Source organism: Streptomyces sp. NPDC003011, from assembly GCF_053591515.1.
Genome location: NZ_JBSFTY010000021.1, coordinates 41,159 through 67,706 on the forward strand (window position 1 = coordinate 41,159; position 26,548 = coordinate 67,706).

General features: G+C 70.8%; 23 protein-coding genes and 1 tRNA gene. 4 read left to right on the forward strand and 20 right to left on the reverse strand.

The window, feature by feature from the left end:
- Window positions 1–138: 138 nt before the first annotated feature.
- Together ACWD0J_RS13575 and ACWD0J_RS13580 are read left to right on the forward strand one after the other, a co-directional pair.
- Entirely contained in the window at window positions 139–3,402 is a 3,264-nt protein-coding gene (locus ACWD0J_RS13575) for an AfsR/SARP family transcriptional regulator (protein WP_451495940.1), read from the forward strand.
- Between the two features lie 309 nt (window positions 3,403–3,711).
- Entirely contained in the window at window positions 3,712–4,152 is a 441-nt protein-coding gene (locus ACWD0J_RS13580) for a hypothetical protein (protein ID WP_451495941.1), read from the forward strand.
- 105 nt (window positions 4,153–4,257) lie between these two features.
- Here ACWD0J_RS13580 and araD read toward each other — a convergent pair whose 3' ends face one another.
- From araD to ACWD0J_RS13625, 9 genes are all read right to left on the reverse strand, one after another.
- A complete protein-coding gene (araD, locus tag ACWD0J_RS13585; RefSeq protein ID WP_451495942.1) occupies window positions 4,258–4,965 on the reverse strand; it encodes an L-ribulose-5-phosphate 4-epimerase AraD in 708 nt (235 codons plus the stop codon).
- A 23-nt stretch (window positions 4,966–4,988) separates the two neighbouring features.
- Window positions 4,989–6,506: an L-arabinose isomerase gene (gene araA, locus ACWD0J_RS13590; RefSeq protein WP_451495943.1), complete on the reverse strand. Its 1,518-nt coding sequence runs from the start codon at window positions 6,504–6,506 to the stop codon at window positions 4,989–4,991.
- 61 nt (window positions 6,507–6,567) lie between these two features.
- The gene (gene araB, locus ACWD0J_RS13595; protein WP_451495944.1) at window positions 6,568–8,247 is read right to left on the reverse strand and encodes a ribulokinase; all 1,680 of its coding nucleotides are present in this window, start codon (window positions 8,245–8,247) and stop codon (window positions 6,568–6,570) included.
- 275 nt (window positions 8,248–8,522) lie between these two features.
- Window positions 8,523–10,328 (reverse strand): RICIN domain-containing protein, encoded by a 1,806-nt coding sequence (locus ACWD0J_RS13600; protein ID WP_451495945.1) that lies wholly within the window; start codon window positions 10,326–10,328, stop codon window positions 8,523–8,525.
- A gap of 16 nt (window positions 10,329–10,344) precedes the next feature.
- Complete coding sequence (locus ACWD0J_RS13605; RefSeq protein WP_451495946.1) at window positions 10,345–12,519, reverse strand: beta-galactosidase; 2,175 nt, start codon at window positions 12,517–12,519, stop codon at window positions 10,345–10,347.
- Between the two features lie 45 nt (window positions 12,520–12,564).
- Window positions 12,565–13,497 (reverse strand): carbohydrate ABC transporter permease, encoded by a 933-nt coding sequence (locus ACWD0J_RS13610; RefSeq protein ID WP_451495947.1) that lies wholly within the window; start codon window positions 13,495–13,497, stop codon window positions 12,565–12,567.
- Entirely contained in the window at window positions 13,494–14,435 is a 942-nt protein-coding gene (locus ACWD0J_RS13615) for a carbohydrate ABC transporter permease (RefSeq protein WP_451495948.1), read from the reverse strand. Before ACWD0J_RS13615 ends, ACWD0J_RS13610 begins: the two co-directional genes overlap by 4 nt.
- An 83-nt stretch (window positions 14,436–14,518) precedes the next feature.
- Entirely contained in the window at window positions 14,519–15,910 is a 1,392-nt protein-coding gene (locus ACWD0J_RS13620; protein WP_451495949.1) for an ABC transporter substrate-binding protein, read from the reverse strand.
- A gap of 388 nt (window positions 15,911–16,298) precedes the next feature.
- Entirely contained in the window at window positions 16,299–17,372 is a 1,074-nt protein-coding gene (locus tag ACWD0J_RS13625; RefSeq protein WP_451495950.1) for a LacI family DNA-binding transcriptional regulator, read from the reverse strand.
- Window positions 17,373–17,742: 370 nt separating this feature from the next.
- Between ACWD0J_RS13625 and ACWD0J_RS13630 the strand changes: the two genes are divergently transcribed.
- Entirely contained in the window at window positions 17,743–18,132 is a 390-nt protein-coding gene (locus ACWD0J_RS13630; protein WP_451495951.1) for a signal peptidase I, read from the forward strand.
- 169 nt (window positions 18,133–18,301) lie between these two features.
- On the opposite strand, the gene ACWD0J_RS13635 is transcribed toward ACWD0J_RS13630, so the two are convergent.
- Both ACWD0J_RS13635 and ACWD0J_RS13640 read right to left on the reverse strand, forming a co-directional pair.
- A tRNA-Pro gene (locus tag ACWD0J_RS13635) sits at window positions 18,302–18,375 on the reverse strand.
- Window positions 18,376–18,569: 194 nt separating this feature from the next.
- A complete protein-coding gene (locus ACWD0J_RS13640; RefSeq protein WP_451495952.1) occupies window positions 18,570–18,929 on the reverse strand; it encodes an MmcQ/YjbR family DNA-binding protein in 360 nt (119 codons plus the stop codon).
- 182 nt (window positions 18,930–19,111) lie between these two features.
- Between ACWD0J_RS13640 and ACWD0J_RS13645 the strand changes: the two genes are divergently transcribed.
- The gene (locus tag ACWD0J_RS13645) at window positions 19,112–19,639 is read left to right on the forward strand and encodes an AAA family ATPase (RefSeq protein ID WP_451495953.1); all 528 of its coding nucleotides are present in this window, start codon (window positions 19,112–19,114) and stop codon (window positions 19,637–19,639) included.
- Here ACWD0J_RS13645 and ACWD0J_RS13650 read toward each other — a convergent pair.
- From ACWD0J_RS13650 to ACWD0J_RS13690, 9 genes are all read right to left on the reverse strand, one after another.
- A complete protein-coding gene (locus ACWD0J_RS13650; RefSeq protein WP_451495954.1) occupies window positions 19,629–20,273 on the reverse strand; it encodes a GNAT family N-acetyltransferase in 645 nt (214 codons plus the stop codon). The two genes, ACWD0J_RS13645 and ACWD0J_RS13650, sit on opposite strands and share 11 nt — an antisense overlap.
- The gene (locus ACWD0J_RS13655) at window positions 20,270–20,959 is read right to left on the reverse strand and encodes a helix-turn-helix domain-containing protein (protein ID WP_451495955.1); all 690 of its coding nucleotides are present in this window, start codon (window positions 20,957–20,959) and stop codon (window positions 20,270–20,272) included. Before ACWD0J_RS13655 ends, ACWD0J_RS13650 begins: the two co-directional genes overlap by 4 nt.
- Window positions 20,960–20,994: 35 nt before the next feature.
- Window positions 20,995–21,897 carry a LysR family transcriptional regulator gene (locus ACWD0J_RS13660; RefSeq protein WP_451495956.1) on the reverse strand — a complete coding sequence of 301 codons (903 nt, stop codon included), beginning with the start codon at window positions 21,895–21,897 and terminating at the stop codon, window positions 20,995–20,997.
- 30 nt (window positions 21,898–21,927) lie between these two features.
- Complete coding sequence (locus ACWD0J_RS13665) at window positions 21,928–23,127, reverse strand: glycine C-acetyltransferase (protein ID WP_451495957.1); 1,200 nt, start codon at window positions 23,125–23,127, stop codon at window positions 21,928–21,930.
- Between the two features lie 114 nt (window positions 23,128–23,241).
- Complete coding sequence (gene tdh, locus ACWD0J_RS13670; RefSeq protein ID WP_451495958.1) at window positions 23,242–24,270, reverse strand: L-threonine 3-dehydrogenase; 1,029 nt, start codon at window positions 24,268–24,270, stop codon at window positions 23,242–23,244.
- Window positions 24,271–24,461: 191 nt separating this feature from the next.
- A complete protein-coding gene (locus ACWD0J_RS13675) occupies window positions 24,462–25,037 on the reverse strand; it encodes a GAF domain-containing protein (RefSeq protein ID WP_451495959.1) in 576 nt (191 codons plus the stop codon).
- A gap of 61 nt (window positions 25,038–25,098) precedes the next feature.
- Window positions 25,099–25,698, reverse strand: coding sequence for a GTP-binding protein (locus tag ACWD0J_RS13680; protein ID WP_451495960.1), 600 nt, complete (start codon window positions 25,696–25,698; stop codon window positions 25,099–25,101).
- Window positions 25,676–26,047, reverse strand: a complete 372-nt coding sequence (locus ACWD0J_RS13685) for a DUF742 domain-containing protein (protein WP_451495993.1) — start codon at window positions 26,045–26,047, stop codon at window positions 25,676–25,678. Before ACWD0J_RS13685 ends, ACWD0J_RS13680 begins: the two co-directional genes overlap by 23 nt.
- Before the next feature lie 2 nt (window positions 26,048–26,049).
- Window positions 26,050–26,484, reverse strand: coding sequence for a roadblock/LC7 domain-containing protein (locus ACWD0J_RS13690; RefSeq protein ID WP_451495961.1), 435 nt, complete (start codon window positions 26,482–26,484; stop codon window positions 26,050–26,052).
- Window positions 26,485–26,548 lie beyond the last annotated feature (64 nt).

Below are 26,548 nucleotides of genomic sequence, written 5' to 3' on the forward strand. Positions count from 1 at the left end.
TCGATCAAGGCAGTCCTACCCCCGCCGCTCCCCGGACGATGCAGGCAGAGGACGTCGGACACCCCGCTGAGAAACGATTCAGCCAGCACGCGGCCGTCCCTGGAAACACCCTTCACTCCCTGTCATGCTCATCGCTCCATGACAGGTCCCTTCCCTCTGCCATGTTCGTCGACATGGCCGGACCAGCGGGAGGCGCTGGTGGAATTCCTGGTACTGGGCCCGGTGGGTCTCCGGGTGGACGGTCAGCGGGTGGAGCTCGGCTCGGACAAGGAGCGGGCCCTCCTCGCCCTCCTGGCGCTCGACGTGGGCCGGCCGGTCGCGCTGGGCATGCTCACGGACCGGCTCTGGGACGGCGAACCGCCGCCGCACGCCCGCGAGAACGCGCACAGCTATGTCTCGCGGCTCCGCCGGCGGCTGCGGCTGGCCGACCCGTCCTCCGCGAGCGCGCCGCGCATCATGAGCCGCGCGCACACCTACACGTTGGAGGCCACCCCGGAATCCGTCGACTGGCACCGGTTCCGGCATCTGGTGGCACGGGCCGGGGCCGTCGCGGCGGACGGTGACGACGAGCGGTCGGCCGCCCTCCTCGACCGCGCCGAACGCCTGTGGCGGGGCGAGGCGTTGGCGGGGCTGCCCGGCCTGTGGGCCGGGACCGTGCGCCGGACGCTGGAGGAACGGCGGCTCGGCGCCGCCGTCTCCCGGATCGGCGCCCTGCTCCGGCTGGGCCGGTTCACGGAGGTGTGCGCCGACCTGTCCGCCCTCGTCGAGCGCCATCCGGGCGACGAGACGCTGGCGGGTCAGCTGATGCTGGCGTACTACGGCAGCGACCGGTACACCGACGCGCTGCGGGTGCATCAGCAGACCCGTCAGCTCCTGATGACGCAGTACGGCAGTCGCCCGGGCGCGGAGCTGAACCGCATCCACCGCGGGATCCTCGACCGTGTACCGGCCGCCGATCTCGTCCGGGGCCGGACGCCCGCACCCCGCCCGGCCGCGGCTCCGCCGCCCCCACCTTCGCCGTCGCCGTCGCCTTCACCTTCGCCTCCGCCCCCGCCCTCGCCCCCGCCCCCGCCCCCGCCCCCGCCCCCGCCGAGGAACCTGCCGTATCAGCCCCCGCTGATCGGTCGTCGCGCGGAGCTGCGGGACCTCGGCGCCGCGGTCGAGGCGGCGTCGAAGGACGGCACGGTCATCAGCCTGGAGTCCGTCAGCACCGTCAGCGGCATGGCCGGGGTGGGCAAGACCGCCGTGGCCGTGCACGGCGCGCACCGGCTCGCCGAGCGGTTCCCCGATGCCCAGCTGTACGTGGACCTGCGTGGCCACTCCCCCGTCGGTGAACCACTCGGTCCCGGCGCGGCCCTGTCCACACTGCTGCGACTGCTCGGCACGCCCGCGGAGACCATCCCGGTCGAGCTGGAGGGCCGAACCGCGCTGTGGCGGACCATGCTGGCCCGGCGACGGGCCGTGATCGTGCTGGACGACGCGGTGAGCACGGACCAGATCCGCCCGCTGCTGCCGGGCGGCTCCGCCTCCCTGACGATCATCACGAGCCGGCGCCATCTGACCGGTCTGCCACACGCCCGGCACATCCCGCTCGACGTGCTGCCGGCCGATGACGCCATCGCCCTGTTCCGCTCGTTCGCCGGCGAGGAACGCACGCTCAACGTCCAGGACACCGCCCGAATTGTTCGATTATGCGGCCCTCTCGCGATCGAGCTGGTCGCGAGCCGCTTCCGTGCCCATCCGTCCTGGACGCTCACCACGCTCGCCGACCGCCTGGCCCGCGCCGAGGGCCGCCTGGGCGAGATACGGGACGCCGAACAGGAGATGGTGCGGGCTTTCGACCTGACGTACGAGACCCTCACGGAAGGGCAGCGCACCGCGTTCCGGCGTCTCAGCCTGCACCCCGGTCCGGACTTCACGACGGACTCGGCCGCCGCCTCACTCGGCCTGCCGCCGGCCGCCGCGGAACGCGTGCTGGAGTCGCTGCTGGCCTGCCATGTGCTCCGCGAACCGGCCCCGGACCGGTACCGGTTCCACGACCTGCTGCGCGAGTACGGCCACTCCAGGACCCTCGCCGACGACACCGACGGGGACCGCGCCGGCGTCCTCCAGCGCCTCATGGACTTCTACGTCGACGCCGCCGACCACGCCGACCGCCTCGCGTACCCCCGTCGCACCAGGCCCGCCCCGCCGCGAGACCAGGTCCGCGCCCCGCTGCCCCACGTCCCCGACGCACAGGCCGCACGGTCCTGGCTGGCCGCCGAACGCCCGAACCTGCTGGCGACGGAGCGCCTCGCCCGCGGTCAGGGCCACCCCGGGACCGCCGCCCGGCTCGCCTACGCCATGGCCGGTTTCCTCAACGAGGAATGCCACTGGCACGATGCCCGCACCGTCCTTCAGCCCGCCGTCGACCACTGGAGGCGGACCGGCGAACAGGCCGCGCTGTGCCGCGCCCTGCTCCACCTCAGCGCCGTCCACGCACACACCGCGCGCTACCCGGAGGCCGCCGAGAGCGGCGACCAGGCCCTGCGGATCGCCCGGGCGACGGGGGACACGGAGGCGGAGGCCGAGGTGCTGCGCACGCTCGGCACCCTGAACTGGCACCTCGGCGACCATCGAGCCGCTCTCGTCCTCTTCCAGAAGTCGTTCGCCCTCACCGCGCATTCCGGAGACCCTCTGGACCGCGCGCGCCTGCACAACAACATGGCGGTCACCCTGCTGTTTCTCGGTGAGTACGACCGCGCACTCGAACACTTCGAGAAATCACTCAGCGGATTCACCGAGGCGGGCGATCACGCGGCCCTCGGCAAGACGCTCAACAACATCGGCGACCTTTACATGCGCCGCGGAAACCTGGAATCCGCCCGCCGCTCGTTCGAGGATTCGCTGCGTTTTCTTGAGCATTCCGGCAACCGCTACGACCGCGCCACGGTACGCGGCAGCCTGGCCGACGCCCTCACAGAATCGGGCGACATCGCCGCCGCGCTCCCCCTCTATCAAGAAACTCTCGCGGAATTCCGGGAACTCGGCGACCGAAAGAGCCAAGCCGACACTCTGATCGGCCTGGGAGAGGCGCACCGAAAAGCAGGTGACACCGAGAAGGCCGTGCGACACCTCGGGGACGCCCTTGACATCGCCCGCGTGATCGGCGCGGCCCACCAGGAGATCCAGGCCCTGCGCCGCATCGGACAGGCCCATGTCGACGCCGGCCGGCTCGACTCCGCGGGGCGGCACCTGCAAGCCGCCATTTCTCTGGCCGAGCGTACGCATGACGCCGATGAGAAAGAGAAGGCCGACATCGCTTTGACGGAGATACGACTGGCGGCGGTAAGTGACGCCTTCGAGGTCCAGGCGTTACCGGCACGGGATGCACCCGGGGGTGATTCAATCCGCAACCAATGAATGTTGTTCAATTAGAACTCACGGCCTACTCCCGTGTATCTTTCCCTCCGCCCCATCAGAACGATCACGGAGGGACATCATTCACGTGAGCACATTGCGTCGGCTGACCATCGGAGCCGGCCTCGCCGCCACTCTCGGTTTCTTTGGCGTGAACGCGCCAATAGCCGCTGCGGCCGAGCCCACCTCGACCGCAGCGGACAGCCCGGACCGATGCATCATGATGAAGGCCCTCTGAGGGCCGGTCGACGCGCCGGGGTGGCGGCACTCGCCGCCGCCCCACCCATCGGACACGAAAGGGCGGTGCGGAGGTTGGAGCCGATATCGGTGGCACTGCTGGCGGCGCTGGCGGGGGGAGCCGGTGGCGAGGCCGGCCGACAGGCCTGGACGGGGCTGGTCTCACTGGTACGACGCCCGTTCCGGCGGGACGGCGACGCACAGGATCCCGCGGTGAGTCCGGGGGAGGCGGAGCTGGCCCACCTGGCGCAGGCCCCGGACGACACGGCGCGGGCACAGGCGCTGAGTTCGGCGCTCGCGGCGCGGGCGGCGCTGGACACGGGCTTCCGGGCGAGTCTGCTGCGGTGGCACGAACGGGCCGAGTCGCTGCGGACCGGCGACGTCCACAACGAGATCAGCGGCGGACATTTCGCGGGGCCGGTGCTCCAGGGCCGCGACTTCTCCGGTCTCTCCTTCACGACACCGCCCGCCCCGCAGGCCGACCCCGACACGGACACTTCCGCCAGGCCGGACTGAAGACGCCGTCCCGGCCACCCCGTGTCACCAGCGCGTCCAGCGGGTCTGCCGAAGTCGGCAGACCCGCTGGCGAACACCGTCGGGACGGCAGGGTACGGCGTGGCCTCACGGGTTCCCGTAGTAGGCGTCGGGACCGTGTTTGCGGGTGTAATGACGGTCCAGCAGGTGCTGGGGCGGCGGGGCGGTGGGGCCCAGTGCGAACGTGTGGAGGGCGATGTCGGCGACGGCCTCGCAGACGATGGCGTGTTCGAGGGACTTGCGGGCGGTGGCACCCCAGGTGAAGGGGCCGTGGCCCGCGACGAGGGCACCGGGGACCTCGGCCGCCTTCTGGTCGTCCTCTTTCAGCAGGTCCACGATGACGCGGCCGGTGTTGTACTCGTAGTCCTCGGCGCACTGCTCGGCGGTGAGGTCGGGGGTGCAGGGGACGGGGCCGTTGAAGGTGTCGGCGTGGGTGGTGCCCAGCACCGGTATCTCACGGCGCGCCTGGGCGAAGGCCACCGCGTGAGTGGAGTGGGTGTGGGTCACGCCGCCGATGGAGGGGAAGGCGAGGTAGAGGCAGCGGTGGGTCTCGGTGTCGGTGGAGGGGCGCAGGTCGCCCGCGACGACCGCTCCGTCGGACAGGCGGACCGTCACCAGGTCGTCGAGGGTGAGGTCCTCGTAGGCGACTCCGGAGGGCTTGATGACGAAGACCCCCGCGTCCCGGTCGACTCCGCTCACATTGCCCCACGTCAGGGTGGCGAGGCCGACCTGGGGGATGGCGAGGTTGGCGTCCAGTACCTCTTGCCGCAGACCGTCGCGGACACTCGTGGTCATCGGTGTTCTCCTCGTACCGGCGGTCACAGGGCCTGGGCGAGACGGTGATAGGCGGCGTTCCACCGGAGTTCCTTGGTGAACTGCGCGGTCGTGGTGTTCTCGTCGATGATGAGCAGTTCGACGCCGGTCATCTCCGCGAAGTCGGTGAGTGTCTCGCTGTCCACGGCGGAGCTGAGGACGGTGTGGTGCGGGGCGCCGGCGAGCAGCCAGCTCTCGGCGGACTCGGCCAGGGAGGGGCGGGGCTTCCACACGGCGTGCGCCACGGGCAGGCGGCGCAGGGGTTCGCTGGGCGCGACGACGTCCACGGTGTTGGCGGTGAGCCGGAAGCGGTCACCCAGGTCGGACAGGCCGACGACCACCGCCGGGCCGGGGGCTGCGTCGAAGACCAGACGGACCGGGTCCTCGCGGCCGCCGATGGACAGGGGGTGGATCTCGCAGCGGGGGCGGCCGGCGGCGATGGACGGGCAGACCTCCAGCATGTGGGCGCCGAGGATGCGCGGGGTGCCCGGGCCGAGGTGGTAGGTGTAGTCCTCCATGAAGCTGGTCCCGCCGGGCCGGCCGAGGCCCATGGCCTTCATGGTGCGCAGCAGGGCGGAGGTCTTCCAGTCGCCTTCGCCGCCGAAGCCGTAGCCGTCGGCCATCAGGCGTTGCACGGCCAGGCCGGGCAGCTGCCGCAGGCCGCCCAGGTCCTCGAAGTTGGTGGTGAAGGCGGTGAATCCGCCCTCGGTGAGGAAAGCACGCAGGCCGAGCTCCAGTCGGGCGGCGTACAACAGGGAGTCGTGGCGGATGCCACCGGGACGCAGGGCCGGCACCATGTCGTAGGACTCGAGGTACTCGCCGGCGAGTTCGGCGGCGGCCTTGTCCTCGACGGTGTCGACGACGGCGACCAGGTCGTTCACGCCGTAGGTGTTCACGGAGAAACCGAACCGCATCTGCGCCTCGACCTTGTCGCCTTCGGTGACGGCGACGTCCCGCATGTTGTCGCCGAAGCGCGCCAGGCGCAGGGTGCGTGCCTCCTGCCGGCCGACGGCGGCCCGGGCCCAGGCTGCGACGCGCCCCACGACGCGGGGGTCGGTCGCGTGACCGGCGACGACCTTGCGGGTGATACCGAGCCGTTGCTCGATGTGCGCGAACTCGCGGTCACCGTGGGCGGCCTGGTTCAGGTTCATGAAGTTCATGTCGATGCTCGGCCAGGGCAGCGACAGGTTGTACTGGGTGTGCAGGTGCAGCACGGGCCGGTCCAGGGCGCTGAGTCCGGCGATCCACATCTTCGCCGGGGAGAAGGTGTGCATCCACAGGATCACGCCCGCGCACCGGTCGGAAGTGTTGGCCTCCAGGCACAGGCGGCGGATCGACTCGGCGTCGGTGAGGACCGGCTTCCACACGATGCGCAGGGGAACCTCGGGCGCGGCGTCGAGGCGCTCGGCGATCTGCCGGGACTGGTGGGCGACCTGCTGGAGGGTCTCGTCGCCGTACAGAGCCTGGCTGCCGGTGAGGAACCAGATCTCCTGGTGGTCGTTGGTCGAGGCTGGTGTGGTCATGACGGGGACCTGTCTTTCGTGTCTGGCGGGGGGAGCCTTGGGGGGCGGTGGTGCGTGGCGCTCAGGCGGACGCTTCGGCGCGGAGGCGGCGCAGGCGGTGCATGACGTCGTTGGCGCCGCGGCCGAAGTAGTCGTGCAGCAGCCGGTACTCGGCGTACAGGCGGTCGTAGTCCCCGGCCCGTTCGGGGTCGGGCTGGTACACGCCGCGGTGGACCTTGCCCATCGCGGCGGCCGCGGCACCGATGTCGCGGTACCCGCCGGCGGCGACCGCGGCGTGCATGGCGGCCCCGAGAGCGGGGCCCTGGGCGGAGCCGATGACGCTGAGCGGACGGCGGGTGACATCGGCGTAGATCTGCATGAGCAGGGTGTTCTTGGTCAGGCCGCCCGCGATGACGAGTTCGGTCACCGGCACGCCGGCCGTCTCGAAGGCCTCGATGATGGTGCGGGTGCCGAAGGCGGTGGCTTCCAGCAGTGCCCGGTAGACGTCTTCCGGGCGGGTGGACAGCGTCAGGCCGACCAGCACGCCGCTGAGGTCGTGGTCGACCAGGACGGAACGGTTGCCGCTGTGCCAGTCCAGGGCGATCAGCCCGTGCTCCCCCACTTTCTGCTCGGCCGCGAGGGCCGTCAGGTGTTCGTGCGCGTCACGGCCCAGCGCGGCGGCTTCCTGGGCGTACGACGCGGGGAACCCGGTGCGGACGAACCAGCCGAAGATGTCGCCGACGCCGCTCTGTCCGGCCTCGTAGCCCCACAGTCCCGGCAGGATGCCGCCGTCCACGACCCCGCACATGCCCGGTACCTCGGCCTGCTGGTCCGAGCTCATGACATGGCAGGTCGAGGTGCCCATGATGGCGACCATCTGCCCCGGCTCCACGGCCGCCGCCGCGGGCGCCGTCACATGGGCGTCGACGTTGCCCACGCACACCGTGATGCCCTCGGGCAGTCCCGTCCAGGCGGCGGCCTCGGCCGTCAGCGTCCCGGCCGGCTCGCCCAGCTCGCCGATCGGCTGGTCCAGTTTGTCGGCCACGAAACCGGCGAAGTCCGGGTTCAGTGCCGCGAGGTAGTCGCGGGAGGGGTACGCGCCGTTCTGCAACTGGCCCTTGTAGCCGGCGGTGCAGGCGTTGCGGACGTACGTTCCGCACAGCCGCCACACGATCCAGTCCGCCGCCTCGACCCACCGCTCGGTGCGGCCGTAGACCTCCGGATCCTCCTCCAGCAGCTGCAGTGCCTTGGCGAACTCCCATTCCGAGGAGATCTTCCCGCCGTACCGCGCCAGCCACGGCTCCTTGCGCTCCGCCGCGAGTGCGTTGATCCGGTCCGCGTGGCCCTGGGCGGCGTGGTGGCGCCACAGCTTGACGTAGGCGTGCGGCCGGCCGGCGAGGCCGGGCAGTTCGCACAAGGGGGTGCCGTCGGCGAGGACCGGCAGCACCGTGCAGGCGGTGAAGTCCGTGCCGATGCCGATCACCTGCTCCGGCCGCACTCCGGCACGGGCCAGCGCCTCAGGCACGGCGGTGCGCAGGACGTCGATGTAGTCGGACGGCACCTGGAGCGCCCAGTCGGGCGGCAGCCTGGTGCCGTCGGGGAGCTCCCGGTCCAGGACCGCGTGGGCGTACGCGTGTTCTGCCGTCCCCAGCTCCGCCCCGTCGCGGACACGGACCACCACGGCCCGCCCGGACAGGGTGCCGAAGTCGACTCCCACGACGCAGGGTTCGAGATGTGCGAGGTCATCGCGGTCTGTGGTCACAACGGCCGTCCTTCTGGTGAGAAGTTCATGCTGGCGGCTAGCCCGTACTCGTTCGTAATCCCGAACGTTGTTCGACTTGACGGATTAAGGTGAGGGGCCTGGCGGTGGACGCCAGGCCCCGGCTTTGCATGCGATCACCCGAGAGCGGTACTTCGGGTGATCGCATACGATAACTGTTCGAGGCCGGAAAACAAGGCCGGGCGGGACGTGACTTTCAACGCTTCCAGGGGAGGTCCCCGTGCCTAGACAGCGTGCGAGTACGCCGCCGGACGTTCCTACTGGACGAGCTCCCAGTCCTGTGAGCCGTCCGTGAGCGCGGTCTGCAGGGTCAGCTGCGCGCCGGCGGTCGCACCGGTCAGGTACAGGCTGGTGTTCTTGACGGACTGTAGCTTGTAGAACCCGTCGCTGGTCTTGACGAGGTTCCAGCTGCCGGTGGCGCTGTTGTCGACCCACTGGCCGATCTTCTGGCCGACCGTGGCGTTCCCCGTCCAGATGGCCGCCGCGCGGCCGCCCGACTTGTTCAGCAGGGTCGTGCCGCCCTTCGGCTCGGTCACCACGTGCCAGAACTGGGTGTCCGCGTTCGCCGCCGAGCCCGGGGCCTCCAGCCGGACATCGGGTACGTCCCCGTTGCCGATGTTCGCGTCGTTGGTCTTGTTCCCGGTGCCGATCACCTGGTCGGTCTTGCGGTTCACCACCTGGTAGTAGGCGCCGTCCGAATGACCGAGGTCGACCTCCGCGTAGGCGATCGTGGAGGTGCCCTGGTTGTTGAGTATCGCGATGCGGCCGGTGCCCTCGACGTACTGCAGGTTGCGGCTGTAACCGGCCGGTGAGGTCGTCTGGTACTCCTTCCACGTGCCGTCGCTGCGTCCGCTCTCGTTGACCCAGACGTTGCCGCTGCCGGCCGCGTTGTACACCAGGCTGCCACCGGGAAGCCTGATGATCACCGGACTGCCGTTTCTCGCGAGAGGACGGGAACCGGAGTCGACCGGCAGAGAGGCGACGTCCGTGCCGGTGGCGGAGCCGCGGTAGAACTCCAGCGGGTTGTCGGCGAGCACGTACCGGGTGTTGGCTCCGCCGGCCCAGTACTCGAACGGGAGCATCCACTTGCCGTCCGTCGTGCGGACGACGTTCGTCATGCCCGGCCGTCCGCCGCCGATCTCCGTCTTCCCGCCGCCCATGTTCTGGGTCAGCCCGGCGACGTCGACGACGGGGGCGCTCCACGCGGCACTGGCGCCGTCCCAGGTCTTGTGGGCGAGGATCTGGCCGTGCGAATCCGTGGCGGTGTCGTTCGCGGGGTCCAGCGTCGGGACGCCGGTGGTGGCGTTGAAGCCGATGTAGTCGTTCTCGTCCGAGTAGTAGCAGACGAGCTTGCCCTTGTAGACCATCAGGTACGGCTCCCAGAGGGGATCCACCTGCTTGGTGGTGTTCGCGTTCGCGATGTTCTGGCCGGTCGCGCCCGCGCTGCCGCCCTGCCAGCCGCCCGTCGCGACGATGTTGACGACCTTCCACGTCGCGCCTTCGTCGGTGCTGGAGTACAGGGCGATCGCCAGGTCCTTGCGGTCCCCGTCGTTGGACGGCGTCCAGTTCGGGTCGGCCGCCTTGTGCTCCTTGTAGTAGTAGTCGTCACCCGACACGACACTGGCGAGCAGCAGCGTGCCCTGCTTCAGGTTCCCGACGTCCTGCGGCAGCGTGTAGAGGTACGGGTTGGTCCAGTTGCTCGTGTACTTCGCGTACTTGGCGTCGCTGGAGAGGTACGCGGGAGCCTTGACCTCCGACAGCGGCTGCCACGACGTTCCGTGGTCGTCGCTCTTGTAGACCGGGAGGGTCTGCCCGTCCGCGCTGCCCGACGCCGTCACGACCGTCGACTTCTCGAACGACGCGACCAGACGTCCGCTCGGCAGCTGCGCCGACTTCGGGTAGACCGCGCAGTTCCCCCGCCCCTTCAGACACGGCTCGCTGCCGAGCTGGTACAGGGTCCCGCCCGTCGGGTTGTACGCCTGCGCACCGGCCATGGATCCGGCCAGTAGTGCGGCGGCCGCGATGGAACTGCCCAGCGCCTTTGCTGCCAGTCTTCTTCGCATTGCTCTCCTTCTTCGATCACGGTGCTACGGAGACGAGCACGCGTACGTCCCACGGGCCGAGGCTCAGCGCTGTGCCGGCGGAGACGGACGTGCCGTCCAGAACGTCGGAGAGGTCGACCGGGGCGGTGACGCTCGCGGACTCCCAGCTCCAGTTGTGGACGATGTGGACCCGACGGCCGTCGGGAGAGGTACCGGTCGTCGCGGTGACCGACTCGGGGAGGTCCAGCCACGCGCTGCACGCGGCGGGCGCGAGCCACTGGGCGAGCGTCCGGGCGAGGTCGCGGCCCGGCACCGTGCCGACGCAGGTGACGCGGCCCGCGCCGTGGCGGCGGGTGGTGACCGCCGGCCAGCGGCCGAAGTGCGGGTGGTCGTACCCGGCGAGCACCTCGGCGTCGGTGACGGTCAGGCCCTCGATCCACCGCGTCGCGGTGGCACCCTCCGGCACCGGCAGCGGGCTGTCGGGGGTGCGGCGCAGCGGGATGTCCCGGTGGAGGTTGCCGAACTCGTCGTACGTGACGCCCGCGGCGTCGGCGAGGCGTCCGGGGGCCGGGGTGAGCCGGGCCCGGGCCTCGTGGTCGGCGTAGGCGGTGCGCGGGCCGAGGACCAGGTGGCCGCCCGCCCGGGCGTAGGCCTCCAGCCAGTCGAGTGTGGTGTCGTCGACGACGTACAGGGCCGGGGCGACGAGGACGGGGTGGCGGCGTACGGCCTCCTCGGGCGTCAGGCCCTCCCTCCCCCAGCCTTCGGCCGGGGGGACCCCCACGCCGCGCGGGTCGTGCAGCTGGCGGGCGTGGACGATGCGGACCTGGCGGCCGGCGTCGAACGCGCCGCGGTAGAAGGGGTCGAAGATGCGGTGGTAGGCGGTGGGGTCCGGCTCGCCGTCGGCGGTCGCGAGCGGCGGGTACTTCTGCATCAGCCACTTGCTCGGCATCGAGTAGACCATCGTGATGTCGGCATCCGGCTCCAGCCCGGCGACGAGCGGCCCGGCGGCCTCGAACTCCGCGCCGAGCCGGGCGATCTCGGCATAGGTACGGCCGGGCTGTCCGCTGTGCGGCAGGACGCCGCCCCAGTACGTCTCGGCGCCGAAGCGCAGGGTCTGCCACTGCCAGTACTCGATCATGCGGGCCCCGCGCGCGACGTGCGCCCAGGCGGCCTGCCGCCACTGTCCGTCGTAGCCGGGCCGGTTGTCCCACGCGAACCCGATGCTCTGCGCGTTGGTCTCGGTGACCAGGAACGGTTCCTGGCGGGAGGAGAACATCCAGTCCGCCGTCTGGTACATCGACCACACCCCGGTGGTCTTCCACTTCTGCTCGTGGGTGTCGGGGGTGGGGTCGGGCAGCAGCAGGCCGTCCTGCATGTCGTAGTACGGGTTGCCCGACGCGATGTCGAGGCGGTCCGTCATCTCGTCGTCCTCCACCCCTTGGCGGGTGTAGGAGATGCAGGTGGTGACGAACTGCCCGGGGCGGGTGTACTCGCGGACGATGTCGGCCTGCCAGCCGATGAACTCGGTGACCTGGCGGGCCTGGAACTCGCGCCAGGCGACGTCGTACTGGGGCTGTTCGTTGCCGTCCGGGGTCCACAGGTCGGCCCAGGTGGAGAGGCGGTGCGACCAGTAGACCAGGCCCCACTCGCGGTTCAGGGTCTCGACGTCGCCGTACTTCTCCCGCAGGTGGTCCACGAAGCGCTGGAAGACACCGCGGTTGTGCAGGAGGTGCAGGCCGGGTTCGTTGTCCACCTGCCAGCCGATGACCGCCGGGTGGTCGGCGTACCGGGCCACCATCTTGCGGATCACCCGCTCGGCGTGGAACCGGAACGCGGGGTGGGTGAAGTCGATCTCCTGGCGGGCGCCCCAGCCGAGGCGCTCGCCGGTGCGCCGCTCGGCGGTGATCTCCGGGTACTGGCGGGCGAGCCACAGCGGCGCGGCGTACGTCGGCGTACCGATGATGACGGAGATGCCGCGCTCGTGGGCGCCGTCGAGGACGGGCTGGAGCCAGTCGAGGTCGAACCGTCCGCTCGTGGGCTCCCAGGTCGACCAGGTCGACTCGCCGACCCGGATCACGGTGAAGTTCGCCTCGGCCATCAGGTCGAGGTCGGTCTTGAGCCGTTCGTCGGGCCGCAGTTCGGGGTCGTAGGCGGGCGTGTACTCGTGGTAGTACGCGGCGCCGAACAGGACACGGGCAGGCAGAGCCGCCATGGGGGAAAACCTCCGAGAAGCCAGGAGTGGTGTGGGGAGTGCGCGCTACTGCTTGACGCCGCCGGAGGCGAGGCCGCTCTGCCAGTACCGCTGGAGCAGCAGGAAGGCCGCGACGAGCGGGATGATCGAGATCAGGGAGCCGGTCACGACGAGGGCGAGCATGTCGCTGCTGGCACCGGCTCCGCCGTTCTGGGCCTGGGCTGCCCAGGAGGAGAGTCCGACCGTGATCGGGTACAGGTTCGGGTCGTTGAGCATGATCAGCGGCAGGAAGTAGTTGTTCCAGGTCGCCACCAGCGTGAACAGCAGGACCGTCACGAGGCCGGGGCCGAGCAGCCTGAGAACGATCCGGAAGAAGATCCGCACCTCGCCCGCCCCGTCGATGCGGGCGGCCTCGAGAATGCTGTCCGGGACGGCGTCCTCGGCGTACACCCGCATGAGGTAGAGGCCGAACGGGTTGACCAGGGAGGGCAGGATGATCGCCCAGGGGGTGTTGACCAGGCCGGCTTTCGCGAAGAGCAGGTACGTCGGGATCGCGAGGGCGGTGGCCGGGACCATGACGGCGCCCACCACGAGGTTGAAGGCGGCCCGGTCACCGCGGAAACGGAACTTGGCGAACCCGTATCCGGCGGCTGCCGCGAGCAGCGCGGCGCCGAAGGCGCTGACACCGGCGTACACGGCCGTGTTGAGCAGCCAGCGCACGAAGACGCCGTCGTCCTGGGTGAAGGTCGCCTTGACGTTCGTCAGCAGCTGCGGGGCTTCGGAGAACCACAGACCGAACGTGTTGAACAGGTCCTGGGTGCTCTTGGTCGAGGCGACCAGCAGCCACAGCAGCGGGAGCAGGAAGTAGGCCAGCACCGCCAGCATGGCGATCGTCAGCGGGGTGCTGCGGTGAGCCTTCGGCCGGCGTCTCCTCCGCGAGACTCCGGCGGCGGGCTCGGCCGGAGTGGTGAGGGTGGCCGTCGGCGCGGTGGTCGTCACGTGGTCCTCCTGCGGTTCGCGGTGAGCAGGACGGCGTAGGAGACGATCACGATGACGAGGCCGAGGAGGAAGGACACCGTGGCCGCGTAGTTGACCTGCTGGCCGGTGAAAGCGAGTGAGTAGGCGTAGAGGTTGGCGGTGTAGGAGCTGCTGATGACGTCCGGGGCGACGCTCATCAGCAACTTGGGTTCGTTGAACAGCTGGAAGCTGCCGATCACCGAGAACAGCAGGGTGAGCATGAGTGTCGGCCGGAGCGACGGCAGCTTGATCGACCACGCGACCCGCCAGGCGCCCGCCCCGTCCATCGCGGCCGCCTCGTACAGCTCCTGGGGAATGGTGCGCAGGGCGGCGTACAGGATGATCATGTTGTAGCCGACGAACTCCCAGGTCACGATGTTCGCCAGACTGCCCAGCATCCAGCTCTCGGTGAGGAAGCCGGGAGCCGGCAGGTCGAGAGTGCGGCTCAGCTGGGCGAACGGGCCGAAGTCGCGTCCGTACAGGTAGCCCCACATGAGGGCGGCGACCACGCTCGGGACGGCGTAGGGGATGAAGATGCCCAGCCGGATCACGCGGGCGAGCCGCAGCAGGCCACTGTCGAGCGCGAGAGCGAACAGCAGCGCCAGCAACAGCATCAGGGGGACCTGGATCACGAAGAACAGGGCGACGCGTCCGACACCGTGGAGGAGCAGTGGGTCACCCAGGGCCTGGATGTAGTTGTCGAGCCCGACGAACACCGTTCCGCCGATGAGGCGTTCCTGGTAGAGGCTGAGGTAGGCGGCGTAGCCGAGGGGAGCGAGGAAGAGCAGGAGGAACAGCACCATGAACGGGGCGACGAACAGTGGCCCTGCCGACCGGCGGTGGCGCGTGCCGCCGCGCCCAGGGCCCGTCGGCCCGTCTCGGCGCCGGCCCTTGGGGGAGGCCGCGGTTGTGGCAGTCATCTTCGGCCCTTTCTTAAGGGGTGGGAGGATTGCGCTGGTGGGAGCGGTGGGTCCCACGCCGCCGCGCGGGACCCGGCGACCCGTCAGGGGGTTCGGACCGTGAAGCCCTGCTTCTTGGCGTACGTGGTGAGCCGCGTCTGCCAGGCGCCCAGCGCACGGACGGTGTCGGTCCGGTCGGCCAGGGACTTGCCGACGGTCTCGGTCCAGTCCGTCGCCGCCTGGTCGAGGAACGGCGGCCACTGGAAGCTGGAGTTGACCGTGGTGCTGGTGTCGGCGAAGACCTGGTTGACCTTCTGGCCGCCGTAGAAGGAGGGCGCGCTCCCGGTGAACTCGGGGTCCGCGAGCAGCTCCTTGGTCGCCGGGAAGAAGAACTGCTCGGTGGCGAACATCTTGGCGCTCGCGGGGTCGCTGTTGAGGAACTGGGCGAACAGCGCCGCCGCGATGGGGTTCTTGGTGGAGCGGATGACCGCGGTCGTCGAGCCGCCCCAGTTGCCGGAGCTCGGCTTGGCGGCGTCCCACTGCGGCAGCGGCGCGGCCCGCCACTTGCCGGCCGTGGACTTGGCCGAACCGGACAGGAAGGCCGGGCCCCAGGCGGCGGTGATCCAGGTGGCGTACTTGCCCTTGTTGAGCGCGGCGTACCAGGCGTCGGCGAAGTCGGGCTCGGTACCGATGACGCCTTCCTTCGCGAGGCCGCCCCAGAACTCGCCGAGCTTGCGGGAGACGGAGCCGTCGACGTCGATGGTGACCTCGCTCTTGCCCGAGGTCGCATAGGGCTTGGCGCCCGCCTGCCAGAGCAGACCGTGCCAGGCGGCGGCCTCGTTCCCGGCGAGGTTGGTCAGGTAGACCTCCGGGTCGGCCTTGTGGAGTTCGCGGGCCGCGGCCGCGAACTCGTCCCAGGTCTTGGGCACCTCGATGCCGTGCTTGTCGAAGATGTCCTTGCGGTAGAGCATGCCCATCGGGCCGGTGTCCTGGGGGATCGCCCAGATCTCGCCGTTCGGGCCGCTGACCTGCCCCCACGTCCAGTCGACGAACGTGCTCTTGAGCGCCGCGGCGCCGTACGGGCTCAGGTTCAGCAGACTGTCCGTGATCGTGAACGTCGGGATCGCCTGGTACTCGATCTGCACGGCGTCCGGGGCACCGCTGCCCGCCTTGAGCGCGGTGCGCAGCTTCGTGTAATGGGCCACGCCCTGGCCGGCGTTGACGGCCTTGACCTTGATGGCCGGGTACTTCTTCTCGAAGAGCGCGATCTCCTTGTCGATGTTCGGGACCCAGGTCCAGAACGTCAGCTCGGTGGGGGTCTTCATCGCCGCGTCGATGTCGGCCTGGGTGACCTTCTTGGCGGGGGTGCCGCCGCTCGTGCCGTCTTGGCCGCCGCAGGCGGACAGCGTGGCCGCGAGCGTCACGGCTCCGGTCGCGGCGAGGAAGCCACGACGGTTCAGGGCTGCCGAGGACGGGGGCGTGAAGTGTCTGGACATGGTGGACTCCGCAGAAGGGTGTAGGTGATCGGCGCACCGGGCGACAGCGTGCCGCAGCTGCATGCACGAGGTGGGTTCGGGCGTGAGCGGGGTGCGGCCGACGGAGGGCGAGGGTGTCCTCGCGGGTTCCGGGGGCCGGGCGCGTCACGCTCGTCGGCTGAACGGGGGCTCGCGCCGGTGAGGGCGTGAGAGGGGCGAAGGCCCGGGCGGCGGTCGACTCGAAGCAAGGCGCCCGGGCCTCGGCGCTGGTGAGTGGGACGGGCGGCGACCAGGTGCGGGTGGGCCGGCTCGGGCACTCGGGTGCGGGGGGGGCGGAGCAGGTGACACGGGTCGGCGAGCTGTGGGTGGGCCGACCTCCCCTCAAGATCGGGAAGGAGTTCTCGCGGGGTCAGGCCGTGGTCCGCCGACGTTGCGGGGTCGTCCGGTTCGGCGGGGGTGCGGTCGACGCGCGGACGACGAGGTTGACCGGCGGGTCGTGCGCCGGGATCGGGTCCGCGTCCGGGTGCTCGATGGCGTGCACGAGACGCTTCAGGCCGTCCTGTGCCGTCGCGTCGAACGGCTGGCGCACCGTCGTCAGAGGAGGAGACACATAGGCGGCGACCGGGATGTCGTCGAGACCGACGACGCTGACATCCTCCGGCACACGCCGGCCGGCTTCCAGCAGCGCGCGGATCAGACCGATGGCCATGTCGTCGTTGGCGGCGAAGACCGCCGTGACGTCACCGTCCTCGGCCAGTTCGCGTCCCGCACGGTATCCGGACGCGGCCGACCAGTCGCCCGCCATGACAGGCGGTTCGCGCCTGCCGTGTGCGGCCAGCGTCGCCCGCCATCCCTCCAGGCGGTCCCTCGCGGCGTACCAGCGTTGGGGGCCGGCGAGGTGGTGGACGGTCACATGCCCCAGGTCGAGCAGGTGTTCGGTGACGGCCCGTGCGAGCTGGTGGGAGACGAGCCCCGCGGTCACCACCCGGCGACCGGCGAACGGCGGCGGCGCGCCGAGGACCAGGACCGGTACGTCGACGCGGAGGGAGAGGTCCGCGTCACCCTCCTCGTCGATCGGCTCGGAGATGACGATGCCGTCCACGCCCTGATCGAGGAGCGAGTCGACGGCACCGGCGATGCCCCCGGGATCACCCTCCACCGTGTTGACCACGCGGAGCGCGTAACCGGTGTCCCGGACGGCACGCTCGACGCCCATCAGCAGGGAGGCGGGTCCGTACAGGGCGGTTCCGAGCGTGACGACGCCGATGGACCGGGTCCGTCCGGAGGCCAGCGCCCGCGCCGCATGGTTCAGCCGGTAACCGAGCCCTTCGGCCGCGTCGAGGACACGTCTGCGCACATCGTCGGAGACGTACTGCTCGCCGTTCATGACCCGGGACACCGTCTTCTGCGAGACGCCCGCCAGACGCGCCACATCGATGCTGCGCGGTGGGGCGCCTGCGCTGCGGCCTGCCAGTCGTGCCATCGGTGTCTCCTGAGGGTCAGCAGTCCGAGCGCAGGCCGGTCCCTGTGTGACTGCGTTGTCATGACTGCGCAGACATATCTACGCACTGGAACGAGATGCGTCAAGGGTCTGCGCGACATCTCCGGGCGGAGCGACGGCCCCACCGCCAGCGTCAGCGAGCTGGGCGACGCGACTCCCGACGTTCACCGGCGCTGGGACGTGACCGCCTCGACGGTCTCGCGCTGGCCTGGACGTCACCGGCAACAACGTCCGGGCGATGGGGATTTGGGCGACGGTCGGCTCGGGCACCGTCAGCGCGGATCCGGTCCGGGGCGAGGTCGACCCGAGTGCCGGTACTGACTGCGGCAGCTTCCGCTTAGCATCTGGCAACGTGAACGACAACGTGTACGTGGGCAATGCGGGCAAAGACGCGCCACTGGACAAGGGGTGGCTCCTCGGGCACTTCAAGGACGTCGGCGATCCGCGCCACAGCGAGGCCGTAGAGATCAAATGGGGCATCCATCCCCGCGGTGACCGGCGACTGCGGTGGGTGGAGGGCGAGGAGCGCACCGCCCTCCTGGTTCTCATCAGCGGCCGTTTCCGCGTGGAACTCCCTGGTCGCAGCGTTCTCCTGGAAGAACAGGGTGATTACGTGGTGTGGGGGCGCGGAGTCGACCACTCATGGTTCGCAGAGGAGGAGTCGGTGCTGCTGACCGTTCGATGGCCGTCCGTGCCCGGCTACGCCGTGACGGAGCAGGACCAGGCACGACTGGAGAGCTGAACACGACGCTCGGCCCGCGCGACCCTCAGGCCGTGAACCATCGCGCGCCGCCGGTCAAGGGCAGTCAAGTGCGCCTGGTCCCCAACGGGTTCCCGACCGGCCCACAGAATGATCAAGGGGCCGTTTCAGATTGCCTCTGAAACGGCCCCTGACCTGCGACTTCGAAAAGTCGGGACGACAGGATTTGAACCTGCGACCCCTTGACCCCCAGTCAAGTGCGCTACCAAGCTGCGCCACGTCCCGATGCCGTCTGACCTGGGCTTTCCCTGGCCGAACGCGCATGGAAACAATACCGCACTCGGGTCGATGGTCGCGCACCCGTTTCTCGGGCGTACGACGGGTGCCGATCGGACGCACAACGGGTGCCGATCGCCGTGGGCGCCGGGGGCGGGCGTGCCCGCCCAGGAGCCTCGCGCGGGGCGTTCACGTGAGGGCGTTCAGTCGACGGCCGGGATCCTCAGCTCGGGGTGGGCGTCGAGCAGTCCGGTGGGTGCCGCCTGGCGCCAGGAGTCGATGAGGATGTCCCGCAGTTCGTCCTCGTCCTCCAGGGCGGCGAGACGGGCCCGCACCCAGGCGAACTGGGCTTCGTGGCCGGCTGTCCAGAACTTCTCCGGCTCGGCCATCACCAGTTCGTCGCGCTCCTCCTTGGGGCAGCGCACGGCGAGGGAGGTCTCGTCCTCGGGCAGCGTGGCGAACATCTTCCCCGCGACCCGGAACGTGGGCATGCTCCAGGCGGTCTTCTCCGTCGTGTCCGGCAGGGACAGAGCGATCCGTCGTACGTCTTCGGCATCCGGCATGACAGGCACCGTAGCCGCTGCCACTGACAATGACCTGGTGAGAGCCGATAGGCAGTACCCGGAGGGGGAAGACCCGGTGACCGGCGCCGACACGACGCCGAAGCCCTGCCGGTCTTCCGCCGTGCCCGTTCTGTGACGTGACCGGCACCGGCCCACGGCCCGCACACCGCTAGCGTCGGGCCATGATCGTATGGCTCAACGGCACCCACGGCGCGGGCAAGACGACCACCAGCGCACTCGTGCAGCCACTCCTTGCGGATGCACGGGTGTTCAACGCGGAGAAGGTCGGCGAGACGCTCATGGACATCACTCCGGGGCTGCCCGGCCCCGGGACGGACAACTTCCAGCACTGGCCGCCGTGGCGGCCGCTCGTCGTCGAGACCGCCCGCCGCGTACTCGACTACACCGGCGGCACCCTGGTGATGCCCATGACGGTCCTGGTCGAGCAGTACTGGCGCGAGATCAGCGCGGGCCTCGCCCGACATGCCGTCCCGGTGCGGCACTTCGTCCTCCACGCCGACCAGGACACCCTCCGCCGGCGCATCGAGGGGGACACCGTCCTCGGCCCCTCCTCGTTCCGCCTCAGGTACCTGGAGTCCTACGCCGAGGCGGCCCGCACCTGGCTGCACGGCGAGGCCGAGGTCGTCGACACCACGCACCTCACGCCCGCCGAGGCCGCGCTGCGGATCGCCAAGGCCGTCAAGGGCTGAGGTTCGTTCCGCCCGCCGCCCGACCGGGCGGTCCCACGTCAGCGGGCCGCCCTGATGCCGTCTGTCCCGACAAGGCGCGTTCCGTACGCGCTCCCACATGCTTGTAGTACAGCGTCGTCGGCCGCAGTGCCCCGGCCGGGTTCGCCGCGTAGTCGGGGATCACGCCGGCCATCGTCCAGCCGGCCGTGCGGTAGAGGTGCTCGGCGGGGCTGCCGGTCTCCGTGTCCAGGTGCAGCAGGGTGACGCCCGCCTCGGCCGCGGCCTTCTCGGCGACGGTCAGGAGCCTGCGGCCCAGGCCCTGTCCACGGGCGTCCCGGTGCACCATCAGCTTGACCAGTTCGGCGCGGTGGCGGCTGTTGGGTTTGTCGGGGAACGCCAGCGTGACCGTGCCGGCGGTCCGGTCCCCGTCATGTGCCGTCCACACGGCGAGCCGGCCGGCGACGGCGGCCGCGGCGCGCTCCTCCCACCAGGCGACGGCCTCCTCACGGGTGAGCGGGGCGAGGAATCCGACCGAGGCGCCGTCGTCGACGGTGTCGACCAGAAGGTCCGCCAACTCCTGGACCGTCGCGTTCAGCCGGGCCCCGTTCAGCCGGGCCCCGTTCAGCCGGGCTTCGTCCAGCCGGGTGACGATCACGGCAGCACCACCGCCAGCACGTACCGCGCCGCCTCCGGCCCTGCACACCGGAAGCGGGTGGGGCCCCAGACCCGCATCCGCAGGCAGTCCCCGGCGGCGAGACGGTGTTCGACGTCCTGCGTGGTCACGTCGAGTGTCCCGGAGAGCACCCAGATGTGCTGTTCCAGGCCGGGCACGGGCGGCCGGTCGTACGCGAGGTCGGCACCTACGGCGAGCCGCCCCTCCACCAGTTCGCCGCGCAGCCCGGAATGCGGCGGAGACACGGAACGCCGTACGAACCCGGAGGCCCGGTCCTCCCACACCGGCTGCTCGGCGGCCCGCACCAGCAGCGCGGGTTCCGCCTCGACCTCGCTGAGCAGCTGGGACATGGTGCGCCCGTAGACGTGACAGAGCCGGTTCAGGAGCGAGGCGGTGGGGCTGATCTCCGCCCGTTCGGCCCGCGACAGGGTGGACCGGCTCACTCCGCTGCGCTCCGCCAACTCCCCGAGCGTCCACCCGCGTTCGGCCCGCAGCTCGGCGAGCCGGGCACCGAGCCGGGTGTCGACGGGATCCGCGAGGTCCGCGGGGGCGGGAGAGGCCGCGCCGGGAGCCGGGGCGGGGACGGGAAACGAGGCCGGGAGAGGAGCCGGGGCGGGTGCGGGTGCGGGTGCGGGTACTGGAGCGTCTTCCACGATATGGCGTTTCACATTCGGGACCGTATCCCATAAATGAAACGCGCAGGTTACATCGGAGCCACCTCCTCCAACGCGTCCAGCACGGGGCGGATCAGGGGATGCTCCTCCGCGCCCCGCCGGACCGCCGCGAAGACCCGGCGGGTGGGCGCGACGCCGTCGACAGGGCGGACGACCACGCCGGTGAGGTCCATGCCGCGCAGCGCGGAGCGCGGCACGAGGGCGACGCCCACGTCGGCGGACGCCAGGGCCACCACGGCGCGGAAGTCGTCCGAGGAGTGTTCGAGGCGGGGTTGGAAGCCGGCGCTCTCACAGGCGAGGACGACCACGTCGTGGCACGGGTTGCCCGGGTAGGGGCCGATCCACGGGTCCTTGGCCAGCTCCGCGAGCGGGACCTCGTCGGCGTCGGCGAGGCGGTGACTGACCGGCACGACCGCGTCGAAGGGCTCGGCGTAGAGCGGGACGTGCGCCAGGCGCGGGTCGTCGGCGGGCGGGGCCCCGCGGTACTCGACGGCGACCGCGACGTCGACCTGCCGGTCCAGCACCATCGGCAGGCTGGCGTCCCCCTCGGCGTCCTGGACGCGGATGCGGATACCGGGCGCCGTGCCGGCGAGGCGGGTCACGGCGGGCGCGACGACCAGGGCGATGCCGGTGGCGAAGGAGGCGACGGTGACCGTGCCCGCCTCGCCCGAACCGTAGGCGGCGAGCTCGGCCCCGGCCCGCTCCAGCTGGGCGAGGACCACGTGGGTGTGGCGGAGCAGGATCTCGCCGGCCGGGGTCAGCCGTACGCCTCTGGCGCCCCGCTCGACCAGCCGGTGGCCCGTCTCCTGCTCCAGGGCAGTCAGCTGCTGGGAGACCGCGGACGGGGTGAGGTACAGCGCGGCGGCGGCCGCCGTCACCGTGCGGTGGTCGGCCACCGCACGCAGGATGTGGAGCCGCCGCGCTTCGATCATGTGAACGATTATCGCAATTCGTCCGGCGGGTCAGGCGTCCAGCTCCGCCCGCGCCGCGACGAACGCGTCCACCGCGCGGTGCACGTCCTCGGTGGAGTGCGCGGCGGACAGCTGGACGCGGATACGGGCCTGCCCCTGCGGCACGACCGGGTAGGAGAACCCGATCACGTAGACGCCGCGCTCCAGCAGTAGTTCGGCCAGGCGGGCCGCCCTCGCCGCGTCCCCGATCATCACGGGCGCGATGGCGTGGTCGCCGGGCAGGACGTCGAAGCCCTCCCCTGTCATCCGGCGACGGAACAGGGCGGTGTTCTCGGCCAGCCGGAGGCGCAGGCCGTCCGCCGACTCCAGCAGGTCCAGCACCTTCAGGGACGCGGCGGCGATCACGGGTGCGAGGGTGTTGGAGAAGAGGTAGGGCCGGGAACGCTGGCGCAGCAGTGCGACGATCTCGGCGCGGGCGGCGACATATCCGCCGGAGGCCCCTCCGAGCGCCTTGCCGAGGGTGCCGGTGAGGATGTCGACGCGGTCCATCACGCCGTGCAGTTCCGGGGTGCCGCGCCCGCCGGGGCCGACGAAGCCGACCGCGTGGGAGTCGTCGACCATGACCATCGCGTCGTGGCGGTCGGCGAGGTCGCAGATCTCGCGGAGCGGGGCCACATGGCCGTCCATGGAGAAGACGCCGTCGGTGACGATCAGTCTCCGGCGGGCGCCTCCTTCGGCGGCCTCCTTCAACTGCCGCTCCAGGTCCGCGAGATCGCGGTTGGCGTAGCGGAAGCGGCGGGCCTTGGACAGGCGGATGCCGTCGATGATCGAGGCGTGGTTGAGCGCGTCGGAGATGACCGCGTCCCGCGGCCCGAGCAGCGTCTCGAACACACCGCCGTTGGCGTCGAAGCAGGAGGAGTAGAGGATCGTGTCCTCCTGGCCGAGGAAGGACGACAGCCGCGCCTCCAGCTCCTTGTGCACCTCTTGTGTCCCGCAGATGAAGCGCACGGAGGCCATGCCGTAGCCCCAGCGGTCCAGGGCCGCGTGCGCGGCGGCGACCACCTCGGGGTGGTCGGCGAGCCCGAGGTAGTTGTTGGCGCAGAAGTTGAGGACCTCGCCGGGACGGCCGCCCGCGGACACGTTGACGGTCGCGGACTGCGGGCTGTCGATGACGCGCTCGGGCTTGTGCAGACCGGCGGCGCGGATCTCGTCGAGGGTGACGCGCAGATCGTCACGCACGGAGTCGAACATGGGAAGCTCCTGAAGTCCTTGCGCGGAAGGGAGTTGGGGGCGCTTGCGCGCAGAGCGGTGTGGGGCGTGGGGGCGGGGCCTGGGGCGGGGAGCTTGAGCGGAGCGGAGGACGGGTCACGCGGTCCAGTCGAGGATGACCTTGCCGCCGCGGCCGCTCGCCGCATCCGCGAACGCCGTCTCGAAGTCGCGGTAGCCGTACCGGCCGGTGATCACGGGGGCCAGGTCGAGGCCGCCCTCCAGCAGCACCGACATCGCGTACCAGGTCTCGAACATCTCACGGCCGTAGACGCCCTTGAGGGTGATCATCGAGGTGACGATCCGGGCCCAGTCGACCGGGAACTCCTCGGACGGCAGGCCGAGCATCGCGATCCGGCCGCCGTGCGTCATGTTGGCGAGCATGTCGCGCAGCGCCTCGGGGCGGCCCGACATCTCCAGCCCGACGTCGAAGCCCTCGCGCAGGCCCAGTTGCCGCTGTCCGTCGGCGATCGTCGCCCGTGAGACATCGAGCGCGAGGCTCACGCCGATCTTGCGGGCGAGCTCCAGCCGCTCCTCGCTCACATCGGTGATCATGACGTTGCGGGCACCCGCGTGCCGGGCCACCGCGGCGGCCATCAGCCCGATCGGTCCGGCGCCCGTGATCAGGACGTCCTCGCCGACCAGCGGGAACGACAGCGCGGTGTGCACGGCGTTGCCGAACGGATCGAAGATCGCGGCGACGTCGAGGTCCACCGGGACGCGGTGCACCCACACGTTGGCGGCGGGCAGCGCCACGTATTCGGCGAACGCGCCGTCGCGGCCGACGCCGAGCCCGACCGTGGCCCGGCACAGGTGCCGCCGCCCGGCCAGGCAGTTGCGGCATCTGCCGCACACCAGGTGGCCTTCGCCGCTGACCAGGTCGCCCGCCTTGATGTCGCCGGCGTCCCGGCCGGTGTCGACGACCTCGCCGACGAACTCGTGCCCGACCACGAGCGGGGTGCGGATCGCCTGCCGAGCCCAGCCGTCCCAGGACCGGATGTGCAGGTCGGTGCCGCAGATGCCGGTACGGAGCACCTTGATCAGTACGTCGCCGGGTCCGACGGCGGGCTCCGGGACGTCCGCGAGCCACAGCCCGGGCTCCGCCTTCTCCTTGACCAGCGCTTTCAACGCTACGGCTCCTGAGGTGAGAGGTCCCGGGCGCGGGCATGCCGAAGAAGGCCGCATCCGGGCCGCGTCCGGGGGGAAGGGGTGGAATCGCGTAGCAATCTGCCCTACGGCGGCGCCCCGGTCCATCGAGGATTTCTTAAGCGCCGCCACAGCTTTCCTTCACGCCCTCGGGCCGTCCTTCGCGGCAGGTCTCACGCCGGAAGCCCGTCGTCCTCGCGACGTTCCAGTCGGACGACGAGTTCCGCGGCCGCCGCCTTGATGGTCTCCAGGCCGGGCCTGCCCCAGGGCCGCGGCTCGACGTCCGCGACGCACACGGTGCCCAGCACCATGCCCACACTGTCGAGGAGGGGTGCGCCCAGATAGGAGCGGATGCCGTACTCGTCGACGATCGGATTGCCGGCGAATCGCGGATAGTCGCGGACGTCCTCCAGCACCAGCGCCTTGCGCCGCACCACCACATGGGGACAGAACCCGTGGTCGCGCTCCATGTGGCGGCCCACCACAGGTGCGGTGCCGTCGGCCTTCACCCGGGGTCTGACGTCCGGGATGTGCAGGCCCGCGAAGAACTGCCGTCGCTCGCCGACGAAGTTGACCATGGCGTACGGCGCGGCGACGCGCTCGGCGAGGTGGTGCGCGAAGGCGTCGAGGGCGGGCTCCGGATGGTCCCCCAGGCCCAGCAGGGCCAGCCGCCGAACACGGGCGGGCGCCTCCTTGTCCTCGGGGGTGAGCAGTAGTCGACCGGCCGGGCGGGGCAGGTCGTAGCTCATGGGCGGGCTCCGTCGCTGTGGACGTACGGCATATCCGGCTCCGTTGCGGGGTGTGCGGGGGTCACATGTGGGCGCCATGGCTCGGCGCGACGGCCGGGCTGTGCGCGATGAGGTGGCGTACCAGGGTGAGCAGGGTCTGGACCCCGGAGCTGGAGATCCTGGCGTCACAGCGGACGATGGGGATCTCCGGGGCGAGGTCGATGGCGGCGCGGACCTCCTCGGGGTCGTAGCGGTGCCCGCCGTCGAACTCGTTGATCGCGACGATGAAGCCCAGACCGCGCTGTTCGAAGAAGTCGACGGCGGCGAAGCAGTCCTCCAGTCGGCGGGTGTCGGCGAGGATGACCGCGCCGAGGGCGCCCTCGGACAGTTCGTCCCACATGAACCAGAACCGCTCCTGTCCGGGCGTGCCGAACAGGTACAGGACGTGTTCCCGGTCGAGGGTGATGCGGCCGAAGTCCATGGCCACGGTCGTCTCGACCTTGTTCTCGATCCCTTCGAGGCTGTCGGTCGCGGCACTGACCGTGGTGAGCAGTTCCTCCGTGCTGAGCGGCGCGATCTCGCTGACCGCGCCCACGAAGGTCGTCTTGCCTGCTCCGAACCCGCCCGCCACCAGGATCTTCAGTGCGGTGGGGAAGGGGTCAGAGCTGTCGTCGTAGTCCATCGAGCACTGCCTCCAGAAGGGCCCGGTCTGTCGGGTTGTGGGTGAACTCGGGGGGCTTGGTGGTCAGCGCCCCGCAGTCGACGAGGTCCGACAGCAGCACCTTGGTGACCACCGCCGGCAGCTTCAGATGGGCGGCGACCTCGGCGACCGAGACGGGCACGCGGCACATGTCGAGCACCTGCGCGTGCTCGGGGCCGAGGTAGCCGAGGGGGGTGGCTCCGGTGGCCATCACGTGCGACAGGAGGTCGAGCGAGATGGTGGGCCGGGTACGGCCGTTGCTGACCGTGAAGGGGCGCACCAGCCGCCCGGCCGCGTCGTCGAGCCAGGGCCCGTCGCCGGCCGCCGCCACGCTCAAGGCCTCATCGCCGTGGGTCCGACGGTCTGCTGCCGGGGTGCGGTCACCAGGTAGGGGCGGACGCTCTTGACCAGCATCGCCATCTCGTAGCCGAGCACCGCCGCGTCGGCCTCACGGCCGGCCAGCACCGCGAGACAGGTGCCGGAGCCCGCGGTGGTCACGAACAGCAGCGTCGTGTCGAGTTCGACGACGACCTGGCGGACGTCCCCGCCGTCGCCGAAGCGGACGCCCGCACTGCGGCCGAGGGAGTAGAGGCCGGAGGCCAGGGCCGCCATGTGGTCGGCGCTGTCGGGGTCGAGCCCGTGCACGGACTTCACGAGCCCGTCGCAGGACAGGAGCACCGCGCTGGTGGTGTGCGGTACGCGCTGCACGAGCCCGCTCATCAGCCAGTCGAGATCGGATACATGGCCGGTCGGCGCTTCGCTCGCCATGGTGGATCGACTCCTTGAGGTACGAAGGTCTGCGGGAGCGCTGGGGGGTGGGGTGAACGCGGGG